Here is an 18,722-nt window from a genome sequence, read left to right on the forward strand (position 1 = left end):
TTTTGGCGTAAATCTAGGGAATATGCTTTCACTTTTATCCTTAATTAAGATACACAGCTTTATTTGATTGAGTGTACTTCATTAGATAGGGAAACGCTATAATCATCAAGGATGACAACATCGGTTTGCTCTGGTTTTTGCTGCTGTTTTCGAGGTACTTTCTTGACGGCACAGAGAATTCCTGTTTCAGGATGGATATAAAAGCGATCGCGGTAACTTCCATCTAACGGAATTTGATACCCTCGCTCAGGCTGGCTATAAAGACTACCATCAATGATTTCTACATGGCGTTCAACGTAATCCCACACATGATCGATAACGTGCTGTCCTGCCATTGTGTTGGTCTTTAGTCGTTGGCACAATTCGCTGTAAACATCATTCCAAGGCTGTCCAATTTTTGAACGCAAAAACCGACGCAAGGGGCCAAGATGATCAGAAAGATACTTCGATTTATTTCTAGGTTTAATCAGGTAAGGATTCAATAATCCATCCTGACTTGCTTCTTCGGTAAGTTTGTCTAATTGCTTTTTAAAACCCTTCAGCTTTTTGAGACTAATCCTCATTCCATTGCGAGGACGCTCAATGACAATTTCGCTCAAACGATGTTCGCTCATACCTCAAGTTGTTTAAATACTGGTGTACTGATTCAGTTGCCATTACAAATGAGTTAGCGGACATCATTGAACTCACCTCCATATATGTGATTAAGTTAAATAATTAGAATTCCGCACAAGTTAGCAAAGCAGTCGTCACAATTGCCTTTACCCATTTGGCGACGCTCCCATGAGCGGGAGCGACAGGAGTTGAACCTGCATATCCGTTGCCGGATGGTGTGTATGCTTTACAAGTCAGGGCGCGGAATAAATTCTTAAATAATTCCGTGTAAGTTCAAGAAGCTGTTTACAACTACGGCCGCTCTTACCAAATATTGGCAGTGGGCGCGCACGCTCAATCTGCAAGAGACTGAGAAATCATGCTTCGCTTGTTCGATCGCTCGAATTTTACTACCTTAGGGCCGTTATGAATGTGTATGTATGCTTCTTATGTCAGGACACGGAAAACTAGACTTTTTAACCGTAGACAGCTTCAGGTCGAACTATCAAATCACCGCTAGGACGGCGATCTAATATATAAGCATTGAGGCGATCACTATTCACCTCTAAATGCCGAGCAATACGTTCCTTAACTGCTACATCATTCATCCCGGCTGTAATTCCCAGTTGTGTTTCTACAACATCAACAGAACGCCCTTCAAATCGAATATGAACCATCACAATCACCTCTTTTTTAATTACTAAGACTCCTAGTGGATCTGATCGGAATTGAACCGATACCCTCCCTGTGAGAGTTGCACTCACTCCTCGTGCAAGTTGAAAAAGCTGTGGTAACACACACAGGAATCGCACCTGCAACTTATCGTTTAATAGACGATTGCTCTACTGTTGAGCTAGTATGTAAGCTTTTTGAGTTAGGACACAAGTGATATCCGGGAACTCTACCTTTAGAGCTACAGACCCAAGTTTGAATAATAATCCTGCAACCGTCCGTTTGTTGGTTTTAACGCAGACAAACGCCAATCGCTGCCCCAAAAGTGGGTAGTACCGAAGCTCGTCAATAAACACAAAGTAGTGTTTATCTAGTTAACAAGCTTTTTAAAGGATTTACTTTAGCCTGTTGATTAAGCTTTTTTTGTCATACTACATTTATAATACACAAACTACATTGTGTCAAGAGTCTCTGTTGGAATATGTAGAAAGTGCCAATTGCAAGAGGGGGAAACAGAAGAATTGAGATTCTTCTGTTTCCCCCTCTTCTGAAATAAGTCTGATAAATGGTGCTACATCTCGCTTCTATAGCAACCATAAATCATTTGCAAACAAATTTATTGCCTGCCTCCATAAGCAGTTTGTAAATCAAATAGGAATGCTATATGAGGTAGCTCATAGTTACTAATCAAAATCTTGACTAAATTGAAGTTAATCAAAGAATGAAGTGAGCGCAAAAATTATGATTAGCCAACAAACAATCAATATCGTTAAATCTACTGCACCTGTCTTAAAGCAGAAAGGTCAACAAATTACAACTCGGATGTATGAAATTATGTTTCATAACCATCCAGAGATCAAAAAACAATTTGATCTGTCGGCTCAAGCAAATGGTTCGCAGCCGTTAAAATTAGCTACCGCAATTTACGGTTATGCCAGCCAAATTGATCATCTTTCAGATTTAGCGTCAATGGTAGAAAAAATTGCCCACCGTCATGTACAAACAGATGTTCTACCAGAACAATATCCAATCGTAGGAGAGAGTTTACTGCAAGCCATGCGTGAGGTATTGGGGGCATCAGCTACAGAAGAGGTAATGGCAGCTTGGACAGAAGCTTATCAGGCATTATCAGAAGTCTTCATTAACAGAGAACATGATATATACGTAGAAAAAGCGGCAAATAAAATACCCCATTTAGCTTAAAATTACTCTTTATATATCTGGCTAATAAATAGTTGTAAGATTAGCAATAGCCCAGATACTTAAAGCTTAATTAAGCGTTTATCTAATGCGAGTCACAGTTGAACAACTGAAGCAAATCCCACTGCTTTCTGGACTGGAACTGCATCAGATTTCGGCATTACAAGCTCATGCTGTCATCAAGCAATATTTGCCGGGAGAAATTATTCTGCATGAGGGCGACCCCTTGCCTTCTCAACTGTTTATTGTTCTGGGTGGCAGAATTGAAATTAAAAAAATCGCGTCTACAGGCAAAGAAACGATTTTGCGAACATTGCCTGCGGGAGAAATATTCGCTGCGACTGCGCTGTTGGAAAATGGCTTTGCCCCAGCAACCGTTGTCGCACAGCAAAACTGTCAGATTCTGATGATTGAACGCACGGCTTTATTAGAACTGATTCACAACACTCCAGAAGTTGCTTTGCAGATTATTGCAGTCTTAACGGAGCGGCTTCAGCATCTGCATCAAACGGTGCATGGATTAGTCTCAGAACGAGCGATTGTGCGTTTAGCGCAATATATTCAGTTTTCGGCACTCACGGAAGGAACAGACGTAACAGAACAGGGAGAATTGTTGCGCGCTCATCTACCCTACTATCAAATTGCGCGCAGCATTGGGATTACCTATGAAGAGTGTGTACGAATGTTCAAGCAGATCCAGTCGAGCGTCTGTTACCATCGAGGCGGTAAAATTTTGGTGTTAGACCGAGCGAAGTTAAATGCGATCGCCCAAGGTGAATATCATATCTAGACTCAGCCCCTTTTGTGTGCATTAGCAGCGATTAATAGTTTAGAGGAGGCGATCGCTTAGTGTAACTGAATATCAACAATCTCAACCTGAAGCTGCTTGTTGGTTAGCTACATTTGATGCTTCAATCAGACACGCTCTGGTTGAGGACTTACCGTGAAAAGTCAGACTAAGACCGGGTTAAAGTAATTGCGAATTGGTTTAACTGTCACCTATTACCTGTCCCCTGCTATGAGTGAAATTTTGAGGAAGTGCTGAGATTTGTAAACTAAGCTCCAAAGCAACAATCAAGAGAGTTTATTTTTCTAATAGCGGCTTTAGTCGCACCCTGAAGCCTGAAAAAATTATGTTGGAGCAAAAACTTCGGCACTGGCTTGCTGAATCTCATCATTTTCTCGCTCGAAAGGAGCATTGAAAACGTGGACAGCCATAAAGAAAAAATCCTGGTAGTAGACGACGAAGCAAGCATTCGCCGAATTTTGGAGACGCGCCTTTCGATGATTGGCTATGATGTTGTCACAGCTGGTGATGGCGAAGAGGCATTAGAAAGGTTTCGCTCTTATAGCCCGGATTTAGTTGTTTTAGATGTGATGATGCCAAAACTAGACGGTTATGGTGTTTGTCAAGAATTACGCAAAGAGTCAGACGTGCCAATTATTATGCTAACTGCTTTGGCAGATGTAGCAGACCGAATCACTGGGTTGGAGCTAGGCGCAGATGACTACATAGCTAAACCATTTTCCCCCAAGGAGCTAGAGTCACGGATTCGCAGTGTATTGCGGCGACGAGCTAGTAAAACCAGTACTGCTGGCATTCCTAGTTCCGGAATCATGTTTATCAGCAATCTCAAAATTGATACCAATAAGCGGCAAGTTCACAAAGGTGACGAACGGATTCGATTAACAGGTGTGGAGTACAGTTTGCTAGAGTTATTGATCAGTCATTCGGGTAAACCCTTTTCTCGTGGAGAGATTTTGCAGCGAGTCTGGGGCTATACCTCAGACCAACACGTAGATACGCGTGTGGTTGATGTGCATATTTCCCGATTGAGAAGCAAGCTTGAAGATGACCCAAACAATCCAGAATTAATTTTGACAGCCAGAGGTTCAGGATATCTTTTTCAAAGAATTACTGAATTGGAGCATTGATTATGAACAAGCATTTGCCCCATATAGCAATTCTATTTGATTTACAAACTACTCGTAGGGGCAGGCAATAGGCAATATATTTGTTTGGCACTCCTACACGGGTGGCTATATTACACATATTGACCACTGTTGTATATTAACAAGCATTATATCTACCATGTAATGACTTATTATTACTAATTAAAAGCTAAAAACCATCTTTTAATTATGAATGGCTCTCATAATAGTGGAATACTGGAAAAGTTTGTCAATACAGTAATGGGGGTAAAGAATGGTAACACAAAACATTCGCCCCAAAAATCAATAGCTACTACACAAGAATTAGATATTAGAGCAGTTTTAGTTTATAAACTAGGAACTATTCTACAAATAGGAGTGATGATTCTTGTGTTGCTGGGAATGGAAAAATTAGTCATGTTGATTGACAACAATTCTTTTCTTCCCAATTGGTTTAGCACTGTGTTGACGGGACTATTTTTTGCTGTATTAAGTATCCGTTCCCGAATGTTTTCTCTTTTAGATAATACGCGTTCTCGCCAAACCTATGACCAGATTATCAGGCCAAGATGGGCTCCTCCACCTTTAGTCTTTCCCATAGTTTGGATGATAATTGCCGTTTTACGAGTAATTTCTTCTGTATTGGTTTGGCAAGCAATGAATCACCAATTTTTAGTGCTGCCTTTAATTTTGTATGTGGTACATCTAGCTTTAGGGGATACTTGGAATACGATTTTTACGGTAGAACGGAGACTAGGTGCTGCTGTTCCTGTAGTTATTTTAGGCCCTTGGTTATCTGCACTAGTGGTGACGGCAATTTATTGGCAAACCAATCCTGCGGCGGGAATGATTTTATCATTTTCTTGTATATGGCTAACTGTAGCTGCTGTATTGGTATTTAGAATTTGGCAATTAAATGGCTCTGAGCCAATGTATCCTTTAAAATTAGCATCTGTGGAGAAATAGAACCTCAAAGATCATACTCTGGCGTTCTTATTTGCGCCTTTTACTGGGCGAGAAGCCGCGTAAAGCGCGTCTACAAGTCGGCAAACTCGCCCACGGCACTGTATCGCCTTTGCTTGAGCTAAAAAAAGATAGTTTATTTACCTGAAAATAGCTGTAAGTATGGTGTTAGAGCTAAGGTTTTCGGAATATCAGCAAGAAGAAAGCGATCGCACACTTTAAAAAGTTCTACCTCAGTCTGCGTTTGCCGCATCAGCCGCAAGAAATGACCTTCAGCGTCAACACTCAGGGCAATGTAGTTAAGAAACATTTTGAGGTAGCCTACGCGCGCGCGTTCTGGGATATTTGGGGCTGCTGGGGTTTGCCATAAACGCTCAATATAGTTTCTTGCCTCTACTAAAGGAACTGGCGTAATCGGTTCGCCGCGCAAGGCTTGCCGAATTTGATTAAAAATCCAAGGATTCCCAATAGCCCAGCGTCCCACCATCACACCCGCCGCACCCGTTTGAGAAAGTACTGATAGGGCAGTTGCTGCTGAGTCGATATTGCCATTAGCAAGCACTGGACAATTGACCCGTCTGACCGCTTCAGCGATAAAATCATATTTCACCGCCCCGTGATACCGATCTAGAACCGTGCGACCATGCAAACTCAGCAAATCAATACTGTGGCGATTGATCAAATCTAGAATTTGATCAAAATTATCTGTATTTTCAAAGCCTAAGCGCATCTTGACAGTCAAAGGTCGATCATTAACAGCCTGCCGCAGTTCTCCCAAAATCCGATCCACTTTTTCTGGTGAGAGTAGCAATCCGCCTCCAGCTTTTTTGCGATAGATTCTCGGTGCTGGACAGCCCATATTTAAGTCAACTCCAGCGATATTGTAACCGCAAAGTTCCTGTGCTGTTCTTACTAAGTCAGGAATGCTTTCGCCAATCATTTGTGCAAAAACAGGGCGACCCGTGTCGTTTTCGGTGATTGCCTTTAGAATGCTAGGATTAAGCCGTGAGGTTTCATTGACGCGGAAATACTCAGTAAAAAAGTAGTCAGGACTGCCGTAGTGGGAAATGACCTTCATAAACCAGAGGTTTGTCACATCCTGCATGGGCGCAAGAGCGGTTAGTGGTAGATCTAGGTTAAGGGATTGAGGAAGCGATACCTTGGACATAGAAAGATCAAGAAGAAGGGAGGTAGGGGGTAGGCAAGACGGCACCATCTTGGGGCTTCTACACCCACGGTTGTTGGGGCTGTCTCTTACCCTACACCCTACACCCTACACCCCACACCCTACACCCCACACATGAAAAGCCGGAAACGGCGTTGGTTACGCCAAGGACTTCGACTGATTGTAATTACACTGCTAGTTCTGGGGCTATGTTTAACAGGATTTGCGATCGCTACTATACGACGTTCTTTTCCTCAAGAAAGCGGTACAATCCGACTAGCCGGACTGAAAAAAGAGGTAACAGTCGAGCGAGATCAATGGGGAGTTCCACATATATATGCAGATAACGCCCATGATTTATTCATGACGCAGGGTTACGTACAAGCCCAAGACCGTTTCTGGCAAATGGATTTTTGGCGACATATCGGTACTGGGCGGCTGGCAGAAATTTTTGGCGCGTCTCAGCTAGAAACAGATAAATATCTGCGAACAATGGGATGGGACAGAGTAGCACAGCAAGAACTTCAGCAAATGGATGCACGAATGCAAGCAGATTTGCAAGCCTATGCTGATGGAGTGAATGCGTATTTAACAGAGCATCAAGGTAGTGCTTTGAGTTTAGAATATGCTGTATTACAGTTACTCAATCCCCACTACAAAGTAGAACCTTGGCAACCGCTAAACTCCTTAACTTGGGGTAAGGTAATGGCTTACGACTTAGGCAGGAATTTTCAACAAGAAATTGAACGTACTATTTTGCTGAAAAGCCTGACACAGCAGCAGGTTGAAGAACTTTTCCCACCTTACCCAAAAGATTTACCTGTAATTTTGTCTCAGTTTCAAACTGATAAAACTGATCAAACCAAAAAGCGATCGCTGGCATTACCCAATATACCAATTTCCTTAGCCTCTACTCTAGAGTCAACTATCAAACCGATAAAAGCCTTAGAAAAACTCATAGGTGCCACAGCATCAGGTATTGGTTCTAATAATTGGGTAATATCTGGTCAGCGCACAGCCACAAAGAAACCCATCTTGGCAAATGATCCCCATTTAGCAGTGCAAATTCCCTCAATTTGGTACGAGGTGGGACTGCATTGTTTAAATCAGAGTGCGGAATGTCCTTACAATGTTTCGGGGTTTTCGTTTGCGGGAATGTTAGGGGTAATTGTCGGTCATAGCGATCGCATTGCTTGGGGCGTGACTAACGTACAATCGGATGTCATGGATTTGTATATTGAGAAAATCAACCAAGACAATCCCAACCAATACGAAGTTAATGGTAGATGGGTAGATATGCAACTTGTCCAACAAAAAATCCAAGTTGCCGGAAGTCAGCCCATTATTCATACAGTCCGCTACACTCGACACGGGCCGATTCTTTCCGATGTTTCACCAAATTTACAGCAACTTAGACCGCAGCAGCCTGTCAAAATACCACAACCATACGCCGTGGCTTTGCGTTGGACAGCCTTGGAACCTTCGAGACTGGCTAACTCCATTGCCCAAATAAATCGCGCCCAAAACTGGCAGGAATTTCGTGCAGCCGCAAAAAATTTTGATATAGCTGCCCAAAATTTAGTTTATGCAGATATTGATGGCAATATTGGCTATCAAATGCCCGGTAAATTGCCAATTCGAGCCAAGGGAGATGGGCGTTATCCTGTTCCCGGTTGGACAGATGAATATGAATGGCTGGGCTATGTTGACTTTAATAAGTTACCCAACAGTTTGAATCCTCAACAAGGCTACATTGTCACAGCTAACAATTTGGTGGTAGATAACTATCCTGATGTGATTACTACTGATTGGGTGTATGGTTATCGGGCGGCGCGCATTGTTCAAATGATTGCTCAACAAACTCAACCAATTTCTATTAAAGATGTGCAGCGCATTCAAGGTGATAATCAAAATTTAAATGCACAGGTGTTAATTCCACTGTTGCAGAATTTTTCGTTAGCTAACCCGCGATTGGAAGCAGCCCGCAAGTTACTTGGAAACTGGAATTTACAACTAGAAATGTCATCGCCTGTGGCGGCATTATTTGAAGTATTTTGGAAACATTTATTAGCAGCAACATTTCATGATCAGTTGCCGCAGGAGTTCTTTCCTGATGGTGGCGATCGCTGGTATGCTGTAGTGCAGAATTTAGTAACTCAACCTAATAGTTTTTGGTGGGACAATAGTAAAACGCCCAAGGTAGAAAACCGCGACCAAATTTTGCAGCAAGCCCTTACAAAAGCTGTGGAAGAATTGGAACGCAGTCAAGGCGAAGATCCGCAAAAATGGAACTGGGGGCAATTGCATACTATTACTTTCCGCCATGCAACATTAGGTAAATCTGGCGTTCCACCAATTGAAGCATTATTTAATCGTGGTGCTTTTACAACTGCGGGAAATGGCGAAACTGTGAATGCTAACCGTTGGAGAGCAAATAAATCTTTTGAAGTCACAGATATTCCTTCTTTGCGAATGATTGTAGATATGGAAAATTTAGATCAATCATTGGCTATTCATGCTCCCGGACAATCTGGACACGCATTTCACAAACATTATGCCGATATGGTCGAACCCTGGCGCAAAATTGAGTATCATCCTATGTTGTGGGAACCTCAGACTGTAAAAGCTAAGACAGCTAAAACCTTGAAGCTCATACCGATCAAACTATGACCAAACTCATCTTAATTACAGGCGTAAGCAAAGGTCTAGGTTACGCTATGACTGAGGGTTTTATTCAACAGGGACACACCGTAATTGGTTGCGCTCGTTCATCAGAGAATATTGAAAAAATACGCCAAAAATTTGGTGCGCCTAATGATTTTACTGCTGTAGACGTGACAAATGAACAACAAGTAGAAAAGTGGGCGCAACACCTACTGAGCAAATACGAAACTCCAGATATATTAATTAATAACGCAGCAATTATTAATTACCCAGCACCTTTATGGGAAGTACCATCCGCAGAATTTTCTCAATTGATAGATATCAATATCAAAGGGGTATTTAATATAATTCGCCATTTTGTACCCGCAATGGTGAACAACAAACGAGGTATTATTGTTAACTTTAGTTCTGGCTGGGGACGTTCTACTTCACCCGAAGTTGCCCCATATTGTGCTTCTAAGTGGGCAATAGAAGGATTAACTCGTTCTTTAGCACAAGAATTGCCGAGTGATATGGCAGCTATCCCAATTAACCCAGGGATTATTCATACAGATATGCTCTCTATTAGTTTTGGAGAAGAAGCTGCTAATTATACACCCGTGTCTGATTGGGTATTGAAAGCTGTTCCATTTATTCTTAAGTTGAAACCTCAAGATAACGGTGTTCCCTTAACTATTTCGGGATAAGATGTAATATCATGTCCGGCTGAACAGTTGTGATTAGTATTTGGCAAATAGCTGTAAAATTAGCAATAAACTGTGATATCTTCACCACATTCATTTGCTAAATAGCAAAGACACTTAAAGCGTAAACTAACTATTTGCTCATAGAAAGGATTTAACTTGCACAGGGGAGGAATCCGAAAGAGAGTGCGCTCAAAGATTTTGACTTCCCGTGCAAAAGGACATCTTGCCGGAATCATTTTACAAAGTGTATGAGCTAAATGAGGATTAGTGATTTCAATAGATTCCAGGCGTTGGCGGATAAAATTTAGGAAGTTAAATTCAGAAATGCTGGAATAAAAGCTAATCATTTAACTGGTTCCTTACTCGATGTTTTTAATGTAGAGAGCAATCGAGAATAATTAGGGAAGAAAAAACGTTGCTGCTTCACCAAAATTTAAAATCCAAAAGAGGATAACTTACGTAACAAACAAGCTGAAGCCACCAAGGGACTGATTATACAAGTACTAGCAGATAAAAAAATGGGAATAGGAATTTTTGCCTAATTCCTATTCCCTAAAATTTAATCTCTACTCTTCAATATTAGATGGAGTAATAAACAGGAAAAGATTTAGCATCTTTAGGTTTGACGTAAACTCGTTGTTCTGGCTCTAACTCTAACTCGTTAAAGCGATCGCGTGTCAAATGCGCTGTCACTACTTGCCCATCGTCTAAAGTTAACTCTACCTGAATTTCCCAACCCAGATGAATCAATCGGCTGATCTTTGCACTGGCTGTTGTGCCGTTGGCTTGCTTTTCAATAATCACATCTTGGGGACGCAAAAATACTTCTGGGTGTGGCGCATCGAATCCCGCACTTTGGAAAATTCTAGAGGTGTTAGGTAAAATATTCACCGGGCCGATAAAGCTCATCACAAATGCTGAGGCGGGATTGTCGTAAATTTCGGCTGGTGTCCCTACCTGTTCTACTTTTCCTTTGTTCATGACTACGACTTCATCAGAAACTTCCATTGCTTCTTCTTGGTCGTGGGTAACGAAAACTGTTGTAACATGAACTTCGTCATGCAGGCGGCGTAACCAGGCGCGTAAATCTTTCCGGACTTTGGCATCTAACGCACCAAAGGGTTCATCTAATAGTAATACTTCTGGTTCGACAGCTAATGCCCTAGCCAATGCTACCCTCTGCCGTTGACCACCTGATAATTGTGAAGGATAGCGATCGCCTAATCCACTCAGTTGCACTAGCTCTAGTAACTGTTCTACCCGTCCCTTCACCTTCTTAGCTGGGGCTTGGCGAATTTCTAAGCCAAAAGCAATATTCTGCCGCACTGTCATATGCTTAAACAAAGCATAGTGCTGAAATACAAACCCAATATTTCTTTCTTGCACACTTTGATAGGTCGAATCTTTGCCTGTGAGCAAGATTCTGCCACTATCTGGCATTTCTAACCCAGCAATCAGCCTTAGTAAGGTAGATTTACCAGACCCCGATGGCCCAAGTAAGGCTACTAGTGAACCACTTTTGACTGTTAAATCAACTTGATCAACTGCTTTGAAACTTCCAAAGTTTTTGGATACATTTTCAACTACTATACCCACCGCCGCTATACCTCTGCTAGTGCAACTACGGCAATTTGCTAAATTTACCGTACTATATTTATACCATATAGTTCTTAGAAAATTTTTTAAATCATATAAACTTTGTCAATACATCTTTAGTTATAAAAATAGTAATACAACAGTGAATATGAAACAGGGGCAACCAATTCTCGTCTTTGATGCTACTTTTCGTGCCATAGACTTCTCCAAAATATTAATAGTAAATTATGTTCAGAAATATATCTCAAAACACTCGCAATTTACAGTTATTTGAAGTGGTTGAGAATTCATACTGCTTTCCAAGAAGGTGATAGTTAGCATTATCTCAAACGAGCTTTATTTGATGTTGCGGAATTAGTTATTCCTAATGTTAGTTGGTTAGAGTGTCGCACAAGCAAAAATAATAGATTTGGGATTACAGATAGGAAATCAATCAGTTGAGATACTAGCAGCGATCGCACCTTATTCTGAGCAAAAAGTAACTAGTGCAACTGCATCCAAATATTAGGAAAAGCACTCTTAAGTAAATTGGAGTGATTAATAATACAGGATTCAGCTAAAAAAACGAATTTTTACATAGCAATATATTGTTATTTTTCGTAACAAACTTAAATAAAATTACGTAGCTTTACAGAAAAATCATCAACTTATGATGTTATTTTTATACTTACTTATTTAATCTCGCCAACGAATTAAAATATAGTTAATTCAAGGTTATGAAAAAGTTAATTAACGAATTAATTAAATAAATATAACTATTCATATCCTTTCAGATCTTGCAATGCTTGAGAGGAGATAGCTAGTGATAAGCCACGTAGACAAACAAGAGTGTCAGCCTAAACAACTTGGAATGTACTTGCTTGAAGCGGCACTTATTACTCAATATGAATTAGAAGCAGCACTCAAAGAACAACAACTGAATGGCCAAAAGTTAGGGGAAATTTTGGTAATGCATGGTTTGCTTCAGCAAGAAACTATTGAGTATTTCATGACAAACCTTGTAATACCAGATAGACAAAAAAGTCTGAAGCAAGTTTTTAATCACGGCCTCAACCAAGATGAACACTTATGTGCCACTTGTGAGCCAGTCTTTGCTAACAATGTAGAAGATGCGATCGCAACTAGACGCTCACATAACGTAGAACTACCTATTTCTGCCCATCAAATCTTCAAATTTTTACTTTGCGTAGTGTTTTCTCTGGCTTTTTTAAGTCTTTTGGCAAATTTCAGTGTGTATTATATGCCTAACTTGCCAAGTAATTATAGCTTGAGAAAGATATTTGATCTGAACACCGAGGAAAATATACCCTCGCTCTACTCTACGGCAGCATTACTCTTTTGTTCTCTCCTTCTGGCAACCATTGCCCAAGCTTATAAGTTAGTTAAAAATAGCAGCTTTCGCTCATGGAGAGGAATGTCAATAGTATTTGCTTTTTTAGCTATTGACGAATACATTAGCATTCATGAACAACTCACCAAACCACTACGAAACATATTTAACACTAGTGGCTTATTTTTCTATGCTTGGGTTATTGTTGGGGCAATCTTTGTTGTTATATTTTTGCTAGTATTCGGAAAATTTGTTCTGTCTTTGCCTGCAAGTATAAAACGCCTATTTTTTATTGCCGGGCTAATCTACGTAACTGGTGCAATTGGTATAGAAATGATTGGTGGCTCTTATAACGAGCAACATAGTATACATAACATATTTTATATCTGGCTAGCGACTCTAGAAGAAGTGTTTGAAATGATAGGTGTAGCTATATTTATCTACGCACTATTAATGTATATGAGTCGTTATATGAAAGGTGTGACTATAAAATTAAATATTCTAGATAGTAGAAAGCAGCCCAAAATTATTGACAACATTTAATCTAATACTGATTCTCTGTGAAGATGCACTCAAGAAGGGCGCTCTTACTGGGGAGGAGTACAAGCTCCGTTTCAGTTTTCCCTCTTGCTAAGTACTAGAAAGCTCTCCTGCCTCTTATGACAGGAGAAATATTGTATTAAATTCCGTAAAAGCACATAATCAAAATGTATGTAACATAAAAACTCATACTTTTAAGTGGCTCCACCCAAACTATTTTCTGAACAAGTTGAAAGCGTAGTTCTAAATACTTGCTATTAGGAGTAGCAAACCGAAGAAATAGCATGACATATTAATTATGATTTTCCTGTCAGCCTAGTTTTTTGGTTATGCACGACTTCGTAGTAACTTTGTTTAGCACAGGCTCATTTATTCCGCATGGTCACTGCTACCTATGGGAGCCTGGATTAGTGTGGTTGCATATAATTTCTGATGCAATCATTGCACTGGCTTACTATTCAATTCCTCTGACTTTGTTCTACTTCGTTCGCCAGCGTCAAGATTTACCTTTTTCTTGGATATTTTTGTTATTTGCTGCTTTTATTATCTTCTGTGGCACAACACACATTGCCGAGATTTGGACACTGTGGCATCCTACCTATTGGCTATCTGGAATCCTGAAAGCTGCAACAGCTATTGTCTCATTGTTCACAGCGATCGAACTTGTAGTTTTAGTTCCCCAAGCACTAGTTTTGCCTAGTCCACTGCAATTAAGAGAAGCAAACAAGGCATTACAAGCACAAATTGAGGAACGCTTGCGAGTAGAGAAGGAACTAAGAAGGCTTCAAGAAGAGCTTGAGCAGCGCGTACAGGACAGAACTGCCCAACTAGTAAAAGTGAACCAACAATTACAACAAGAAATTGAAGATCGGCAGAGGGCAGAAACTGCTCTACGGGCGAGTCGTGAGCGGTTAGTTTTAGCACAACAAGTTGGCAAAATCGGCACGTATGAATGGAATATCCAAACCGGAGAATTAATTTGGACAGCAGAAATGGAAGCATTATACGGGTTGACACCAGGAAGTTTTGAGGGGAGTTATGAGCATTGGTTAAAACGCCTACACCCAGATGAGCGCGTTGATGCAAATCTTGCAACGCAACGCACAATCACCCAAGGAACAGACTTGAACACCGAATTGCGGATTCTGCTTCCTGATGGCAAGATTCGCTGGGTAACAGCCAAGGCAAAGATGTTCTGTGAAGAAGATCAGCCGGAGCGTGTGATTGGTGTAAATATGGACATCACAGAACACAAACTTGTCCAACAAGAACTGCAAAAAACTCTGCAAACTTTAACTACACTTATTCAGGCTTCACCATTACCAATTGTAGTAATTCAACCAAACATGACGGTGGAACTTTGGAATTTAGCCGCAGAAAAATTGTTTGGCTGGAGTGCATCTGAAGTTTTAGGTCAACCGATTCCGATGATTCCCAAAGACAAACAAGAGCAATTTCGCCAAGCCACAGCAGGAATTGCAAAGGGAGACGCGTTTGCGGGTGTAGAAACTTACCGTTGTAAGCGTGATGGTTCAACGGTAGTAGTCAGCATTTCGGCAACGCCACTCTACAACGAGGACAATGAATTTCAATGGATTTTGCTGATTTTTCAAGATATCACAAAGCAGCAAGCTATTGAGCAGATCAAAAACGAATTCATTTCGATTGTCAGCCATGAACTTCGTACCCCACTCACAGCCATCCGAGGATTTTTAGGACTGCTTAATACTGATATATATGACAATAAACCAGAAAAAGCTAAACGTATGATTGGGCAGGCTTTAACAAACAGCGATCGCCTCGTGCGTTTGGTAAATGATATTTTGGATTTGGAGCGATTGTCTTCCGGGGGAGTAGAGCTTGCCAGAGAAGCCTGCAATGCCGTAGATTTAATGCAGCGAGCGGTAGAAGGAGTCCAGTCAATCGCGCTGACGGCCGCCATCACAATTTCTATCACTCCGACCACGGCTTGTGTGTGGGCTGACCCCGAATTAATTATTCAAACCCTCACCAATTTATTAAGCAACGCCATCAAGTTTTCACCTCGTGACTCGTTGATTACTTTATCGGCCCAACCTCAAGGCGACTGGGTGCTGTTTGCCGTCCAAGACCAAGGTAGAGGTATTCCCATTGATAAACTAGAAACCATATTTGAACGTTTTGGGCAGGTTGATGTCTCTGATGCTCGTGCTAAGGGAGGCACAGGCCTTGGTTTAGCAATCTGCCGAAGCATTATCCAACAGCATAATGGGAGTATTTGGGCAAACAGCAACCTCGGTGAAGGCAGCACGTTTTATTTCACTTTGCCAAGACCAGTATTTTAATTGTCGATAAAATCACATTCCAGAAGCAGGAAAACTTAAGCAACAAACTGAATTACACCCCATTGTCCGTTTGTTAACCAAGAAGGATCAGATTTTGCTACTTTCTCAACAACTTCAGGTTGTAAACCTACTGCTACTTCTGACTTGAGAGTGCGTAAAGCTACCATTGGTGTAGGTAAATAACAAATTATATCTGCAATGTTAGCAGTAATCTCCCAATGGCGATCGCCTAATAATCGGCGATAATTTGCATCTCCTTTGACTACAAGCAAGCGTGCCTTAGCTAACTCATCTTGAAGATAGTTAGGCATTTCCCAAAATGCTAAAGGTGATGTCCAAAAATAATCTTCAGACAACACTAAATTTCCTGAGCTAATATAATTCTCTAATCTTTGACTGCAAGATTTCACTTGTGGATCGTTATTAGCAAGTAAAAAACTTGTTGTATCATGAACATCCTTAATCATGGCATCAGAAACGAAAGTCGGATGCGGTTTTAAGTGCAGGTAAACCTGATTAGCCAAGTTACTACTTAAGAGAAAATCGACTAAACATAAGTCGCATATCAGTTCAAAACCAGCATTATCTACGATAAAATCAATGCGTCCTCCATGATTAGTAGTTAACAGTTCGCTAACTTTTAATACATCATTTACTAAAATGTGAGCTAACTGACTTTGAATGTCAAATTGACTGCGATCGCTCTCAAATGCTGACCACAGACTTAAATCAACTCGATTTCCCCACAAAGCAAAATATAATAATGTAATTAAAGCTGTTTGATTTGATATTCCTTCAATTTGAAAATCATCTAACCATTTATTCACCTGCTTACATAAAAGAATAACTGAATCAATTGATGCTTCCAACCCTTGAGACTTTTGTAGTTGAAACGGATCAATAGACTGCCATATACCAGGACGAAAGTAATGAGTAATTTCTAGAATGAGCCGATAAAAATAAGTTTCTGCGAAGAACCAGGGAACGTCTATCCAACGCTGACCCTGGTAAGGTTCTAAATATGTATCCCACGCAGAAAAATCTCTGCCAGTGTCATTCATTAAGGGGGGCAAACATCCTATTGGCAGTTCTTTGGCAAGACTTTCTAGCCTGATATTAATTTCCTGCGAAAACTTATTTTCAACTATAACTCGGCGTGCAATTGCCGGCATTCTTTGAGTAACAGTGTACTCAGTAAAAGAACCGATTTCTGAACCTACAAGTGACGGTGGTAGCGGTAATTTCGGCATTTTAAGAGAAAATTATATCCCAGCAATTTAAATCTACAATACTACGCTAAAGTTTACTCCCAATGATGACAAAAATATTATTCTCAAACCACTGGCTCTAAAAAACTCTACTTATTTAATTTTTTCCAAATTACTAATTGTGATAAATATTTCATCATCAGTAATTTTGTTATTATAATCAATGTTGATTTGAGTTGGATAATGAAGTACCGGATCATATTCTACAGTCAAGTTGGCTGCTCTACGAACAAGAGCATCTTTGATAACATAAAATAGTTTAGGAATTGTTTTGTATCTTTGAAATAATGCAGCATCTGCTGGTTTACCTGTCTCTTTATCAGTAATAGAAGTTGTGATTCCGTTACGTACTTCGATAATTACTGGTGCTGTAGCTTTGGGTAAACAATTGCAACTTCTAGTGAATTCATAGCGATAGTTAGAGATGTTCTGCCCTCTCCATAATCGATGATTAATCTTCAATTTTTCCCAATTGAATCTAGTAGATGTTGGTGCTTGTACTACCTGTATAGGTTGATCAGACAAGACAGGTGCATTCAAACTTAAAGATGCTAATAAAATTGTACTGATGGCAACTGGTAAGCGCATATAACTTTATTTTGAACTTCAATTCATCAATTTAACGTGCTTCAATGTCTGAGAAAACATAGTGAAATGATTTGTGACACTACTTATGATTTAGTAATTATTTATTGTGCTGCTGATTGCAAAAGAAATCTAATGTTTAAAAGCAGATTAATATCTTGAACCACCAGAAGTTGTAACCTTCATATGTTGGTTCTGATAGCACAAATAGGGTGTATTGTTCCAGATTGCATTGTGCTGTTGAGGTTTTGCTAATTTATCTAATTGCTCGACTCATCTTTGTATACAGATTTTATTTTTAAGCGCACTATTTTTCAATTCTGTCAACACGTAAGTAGTTATGTTAAGCTTCTATGAACTTAATTTTGCTTAAGCACAAATAGCACAAGTTTATCTTTATAAAATTTACTTATGTATTTTCTACATAATTCATTATCACATAACAATCTTCTGCATCAATAAGTAAACAAAATTTCATCAAATAGCGCATATTTAATTAGTAAACAAAATACTTATCTGTCAAAAGTAAAGTTTATTTTATATTAAATTGTGGTTGTATTAGATATCAAAGTAGTTGAGATTTTAAAGTTACGGTAAAGTTACTTATTTAACTGATTAAATCCAGTACTCAAAAGACAAAATTAAAAATATGAATTCTGCACAAATAGTGATCCAAATCCTGAAAAAGAAGTTAACTCTTTAGAGAGTTGGCGTTATTCCCATAGTTAGTAAATCACTCATCTGAAGAAGCAAATAAGTGTAGCTTCTTTGTTAGAAGTAGCCTCAACTAAATAAAAAATGAATGGTGGAATACAAGCTGGTTGATTGCTCTGTTTTTTCCTTGCTTGAATTTTGCCCATTACCATCCCATTACTATTGTTCTAGAGATGACTATTACAACTAAAATCAAAAGTGGTGCTGTCAATAAACCCACTTTATTAACTGTAGAAGATGCAAAAAATTTAAAGGACAAGTTGCTCAACAACCGGAACAAGGGAGAAGATTTCCAGCTTTTTCTACCATATTGAAAGACTCGAAACGCCAAATTGTGCATATATAGCAGTGGACAGGTAAAAGGTATCACCTGTCCACTGCTATAACTTATAGAACCCATTTGACATCTTATGAGGTTTTGAATTAAGGTACTCCTCAGCATCTAAAATCCAATGCTAATGGCGTATTCCAGCGACTTCACTGATGCAG

General features: G+C 39.9%; 15 protein-coding genes. 8 read left to right on the top strand and 7 right to left on the bottom strand.

The window, feature by feature from the left end; genetic code table 11:
- Positions 1-59: 59 nt before the first annotated feature.
- Both H6G76_RS32680 and H6G76_RS32685 read right to left on the bottom strand, forming a co-directional pair.
- Entirely contained in the window at positions 60-614 is a 555-nt protein-coding gene (locus H6G76_RS32680; protein WP_242056621.1) for a hypothetical protein, read from the bottom strand.
- Positions 615-1,070: 456 nt separating this feature from the next.
- Positions 1,071-1,271, bottom strand: coding sequence for a hypothetical protein (locus H6G76_RS32685; protein WP_190710150.1), 201 nt, complete (start codon positions 1,269-1,271; stop codon positions 1,071-1,073).
- 736 nt (positions 1,272-2,007) lie between these two features.
- Here H6G76_RS32685 and H6G76_RS32690 point away from each other — a divergent pair.
- The 4 genes from H6G76_RS32690 (at position 2,008) to H6G76_RS32705 (ending at position 5,364) form a co-directional block, all read left to right on the top strand.
- On the top strand, positions 2,008-2,469 hold the full coding sequence (locus H6G76_RS32690; RefSeq protein WP_190710152.1) for a globin domain-containing protein: 462 nt from the start codon (positions 2,008-2,010) through the stop codon (positions 2,467-2,469).
- Between the two features lie 85 nt (positions 2,470-2,554).
- Positions 2,555-3,256 (top strand): Crp/Fnr family transcriptional regulator, encoded by a 702-nt coding sequence (locus tag H6G76_RS32695; protein ID WP_190710154.1) that lies wholly within the window; start codon positions 2,555-2,557, stop codon positions 3,254-3,256.
- Positions 3,257-3,672: 416 nt separating this feature from the next.
- Positions 3,673-4,401 carry a response regulator transcription factor RpaB gene (gene rpaB, locus H6G76_RS32700; protein ID WP_190710155.1) on the top strand — a complete coding sequence of 243 codons (729 nt, stop codon included), beginning with the start codon at positions 3,673-3,675 and terminating at the stop codon, positions 4,399-4,401.
- 207 nt (positions 4,402-4,608) lie between these two features.
- Complete coding sequence (locus H6G76_RS32705) at positions 4,609-5,364, top strand: TspO/MBR family protein (protein WP_190710157.1); 756 nt, start codon at positions 4,609-4,611, stop codon at positions 5,362-5,364.
- A 133-nt stretch (positions 5,365-5,497) separates the two neighbouring features.
- Here H6G76_RS32705 and H6G76_RS32710 read toward each other — a convergent pair whose 3' ends face one another.
- Positions 5,498-6,529, bottom strand: coding sequence for a tRNA-dihydrouridine synthase (locus H6G76_RS32710; protein WP_190710159.1), 1,032 nt, complete (start codon positions 6,527-6,529; stop codon positions 5,498-5,500).
- Between the two features lie 132 nt (positions 6,530-6,661).
- On the opposite strand from H6G76_RS32710, the gene H6G76_RS32715 reads away from it, so the two are divergent.
- Together H6G76_RS32715 and H6G76_RS32720 are read left to right on the top strand one after the other, a co-directional pair.
- Positions 6,662-9,196: a penicillin acylase family protein gene (locus H6G76_RS32715; protein WP_190710161.1), complete on the top strand. Its 2,535-nt coding sequence runs from the start codon at positions 6,662-6,664 to the stop codon at positions 9,194-9,196.
- Positions 9,193-9,876 carry an SDR family oxidoreductase gene (locus tag H6G76_RS32720; protein ID WP_190710163.1) on the top strand — a complete coding sequence of 228 codons (684 nt, stop codon included), beginning with the start codon at positions 9,193-9,195 and terminating at the stop codon, positions 9,874-9,876. The genes H6G76_RS32715 and H6G76_RS32720 overlap by 4 nt, the downstream gene beginning before the upstream one ends.
- A 59-nt stretch (positions 9,877-9,935) precedes the next feature.
- Here the strand turns inward: H6G76_RS32720 and H6G76_RS32725 are convergent, their stop codons facing one another.
- Both H6G76_RS32725 and H6G76_RS32730 read right to left on the bottom strand, forming a co-directional pair.
- Positions 9,936-10,223, bottom strand: a complete 288-nt coding sequence (locus H6G76_RS32725) for a Mo-dependent nitrogenase C-terminal domain-containing protein (protein ID WP_190710165.1) — start codon at positions 10,221-10,223, stop codon at positions 9,936-9,938.
- Between the two features lie 232 nt (positions 10,224-10,455).
- Entirely contained in the window at positions 10,456-11,472 is a 1,017-nt protein-coding gene (locus H6G76_RS32730) for a TOBE-like domain-containing protein (RefSeq protein WP_190710168.1), read from the bottom strand.
- A gap of 802 nt (positions 11,473-12,274) precedes the next feature.
- Between H6G76_RS32730 and H6G76_RS32735 the strand changes: the two genes are divergently transcribed.
- The gene (locus tag H6G76_RS32735; RefSeq protein WP_190710169.1) at positions 12,275-13,345 is read left to right on the top strand and encodes a hypothetical protein; all 1,071 of its coding nucleotides are present in this window, start codon (positions 12,275-12,277) and stop codon (positions 13,343-13,345) included.
- 326 nt (positions 13,346-13,671) lie between these two features.
- The gene (locus H6G76_RS32740) at positions 13,672-15,666 is read left to right on the top strand and encodes an ATP-binding protein (protein ID WP_190710172.1); all 1,995 of its coding nucleotides are present in this window, start codon (positions 13,672-13,674) and stop codon (positions 15,664-15,666) included.
- A 35-nt stretch (positions 15,667-15,701) separates the two neighbouring features.
- Here H6G76_RS32740 and H6G76_RS32745 read toward each other — a convergent pair whose 3' ends face one another.
- Entirely contained in the window at positions 15,702-16,916 is a 1,215-nt protein-coding gene (locus tag H6G76_RS32745; protein ID WP_190710175.1) for a damage-control phosphatase ARMT1 family protein, read from the bottom strand.
- A gap of 111 nt (positions 16,917-17,027) precedes the next feature.
- Complete coding sequence (locus tag H6G76_RS32750; RefSeq protein WP_190710177.1) at positions 17,028-17,522, bottom strand: DUF6174 domain-containing protein; 495 nt, start codon at positions 17,520-17,522, stop codon at positions 17,028-17,030.
- Positions 17,523-18,722: the final 1,200 nt, after the last annotated feature.

Origin of the sequence: Nostoc sp. FACHB-152, assembly GCF_014697475.1 — a bacterium.
Classification (GTDB): domain Bacteria; phylum Cyanobacteriota; class Cyanobacteriia; order Cyanobacteriales; family Nostocaceae; genus Nostoc_B.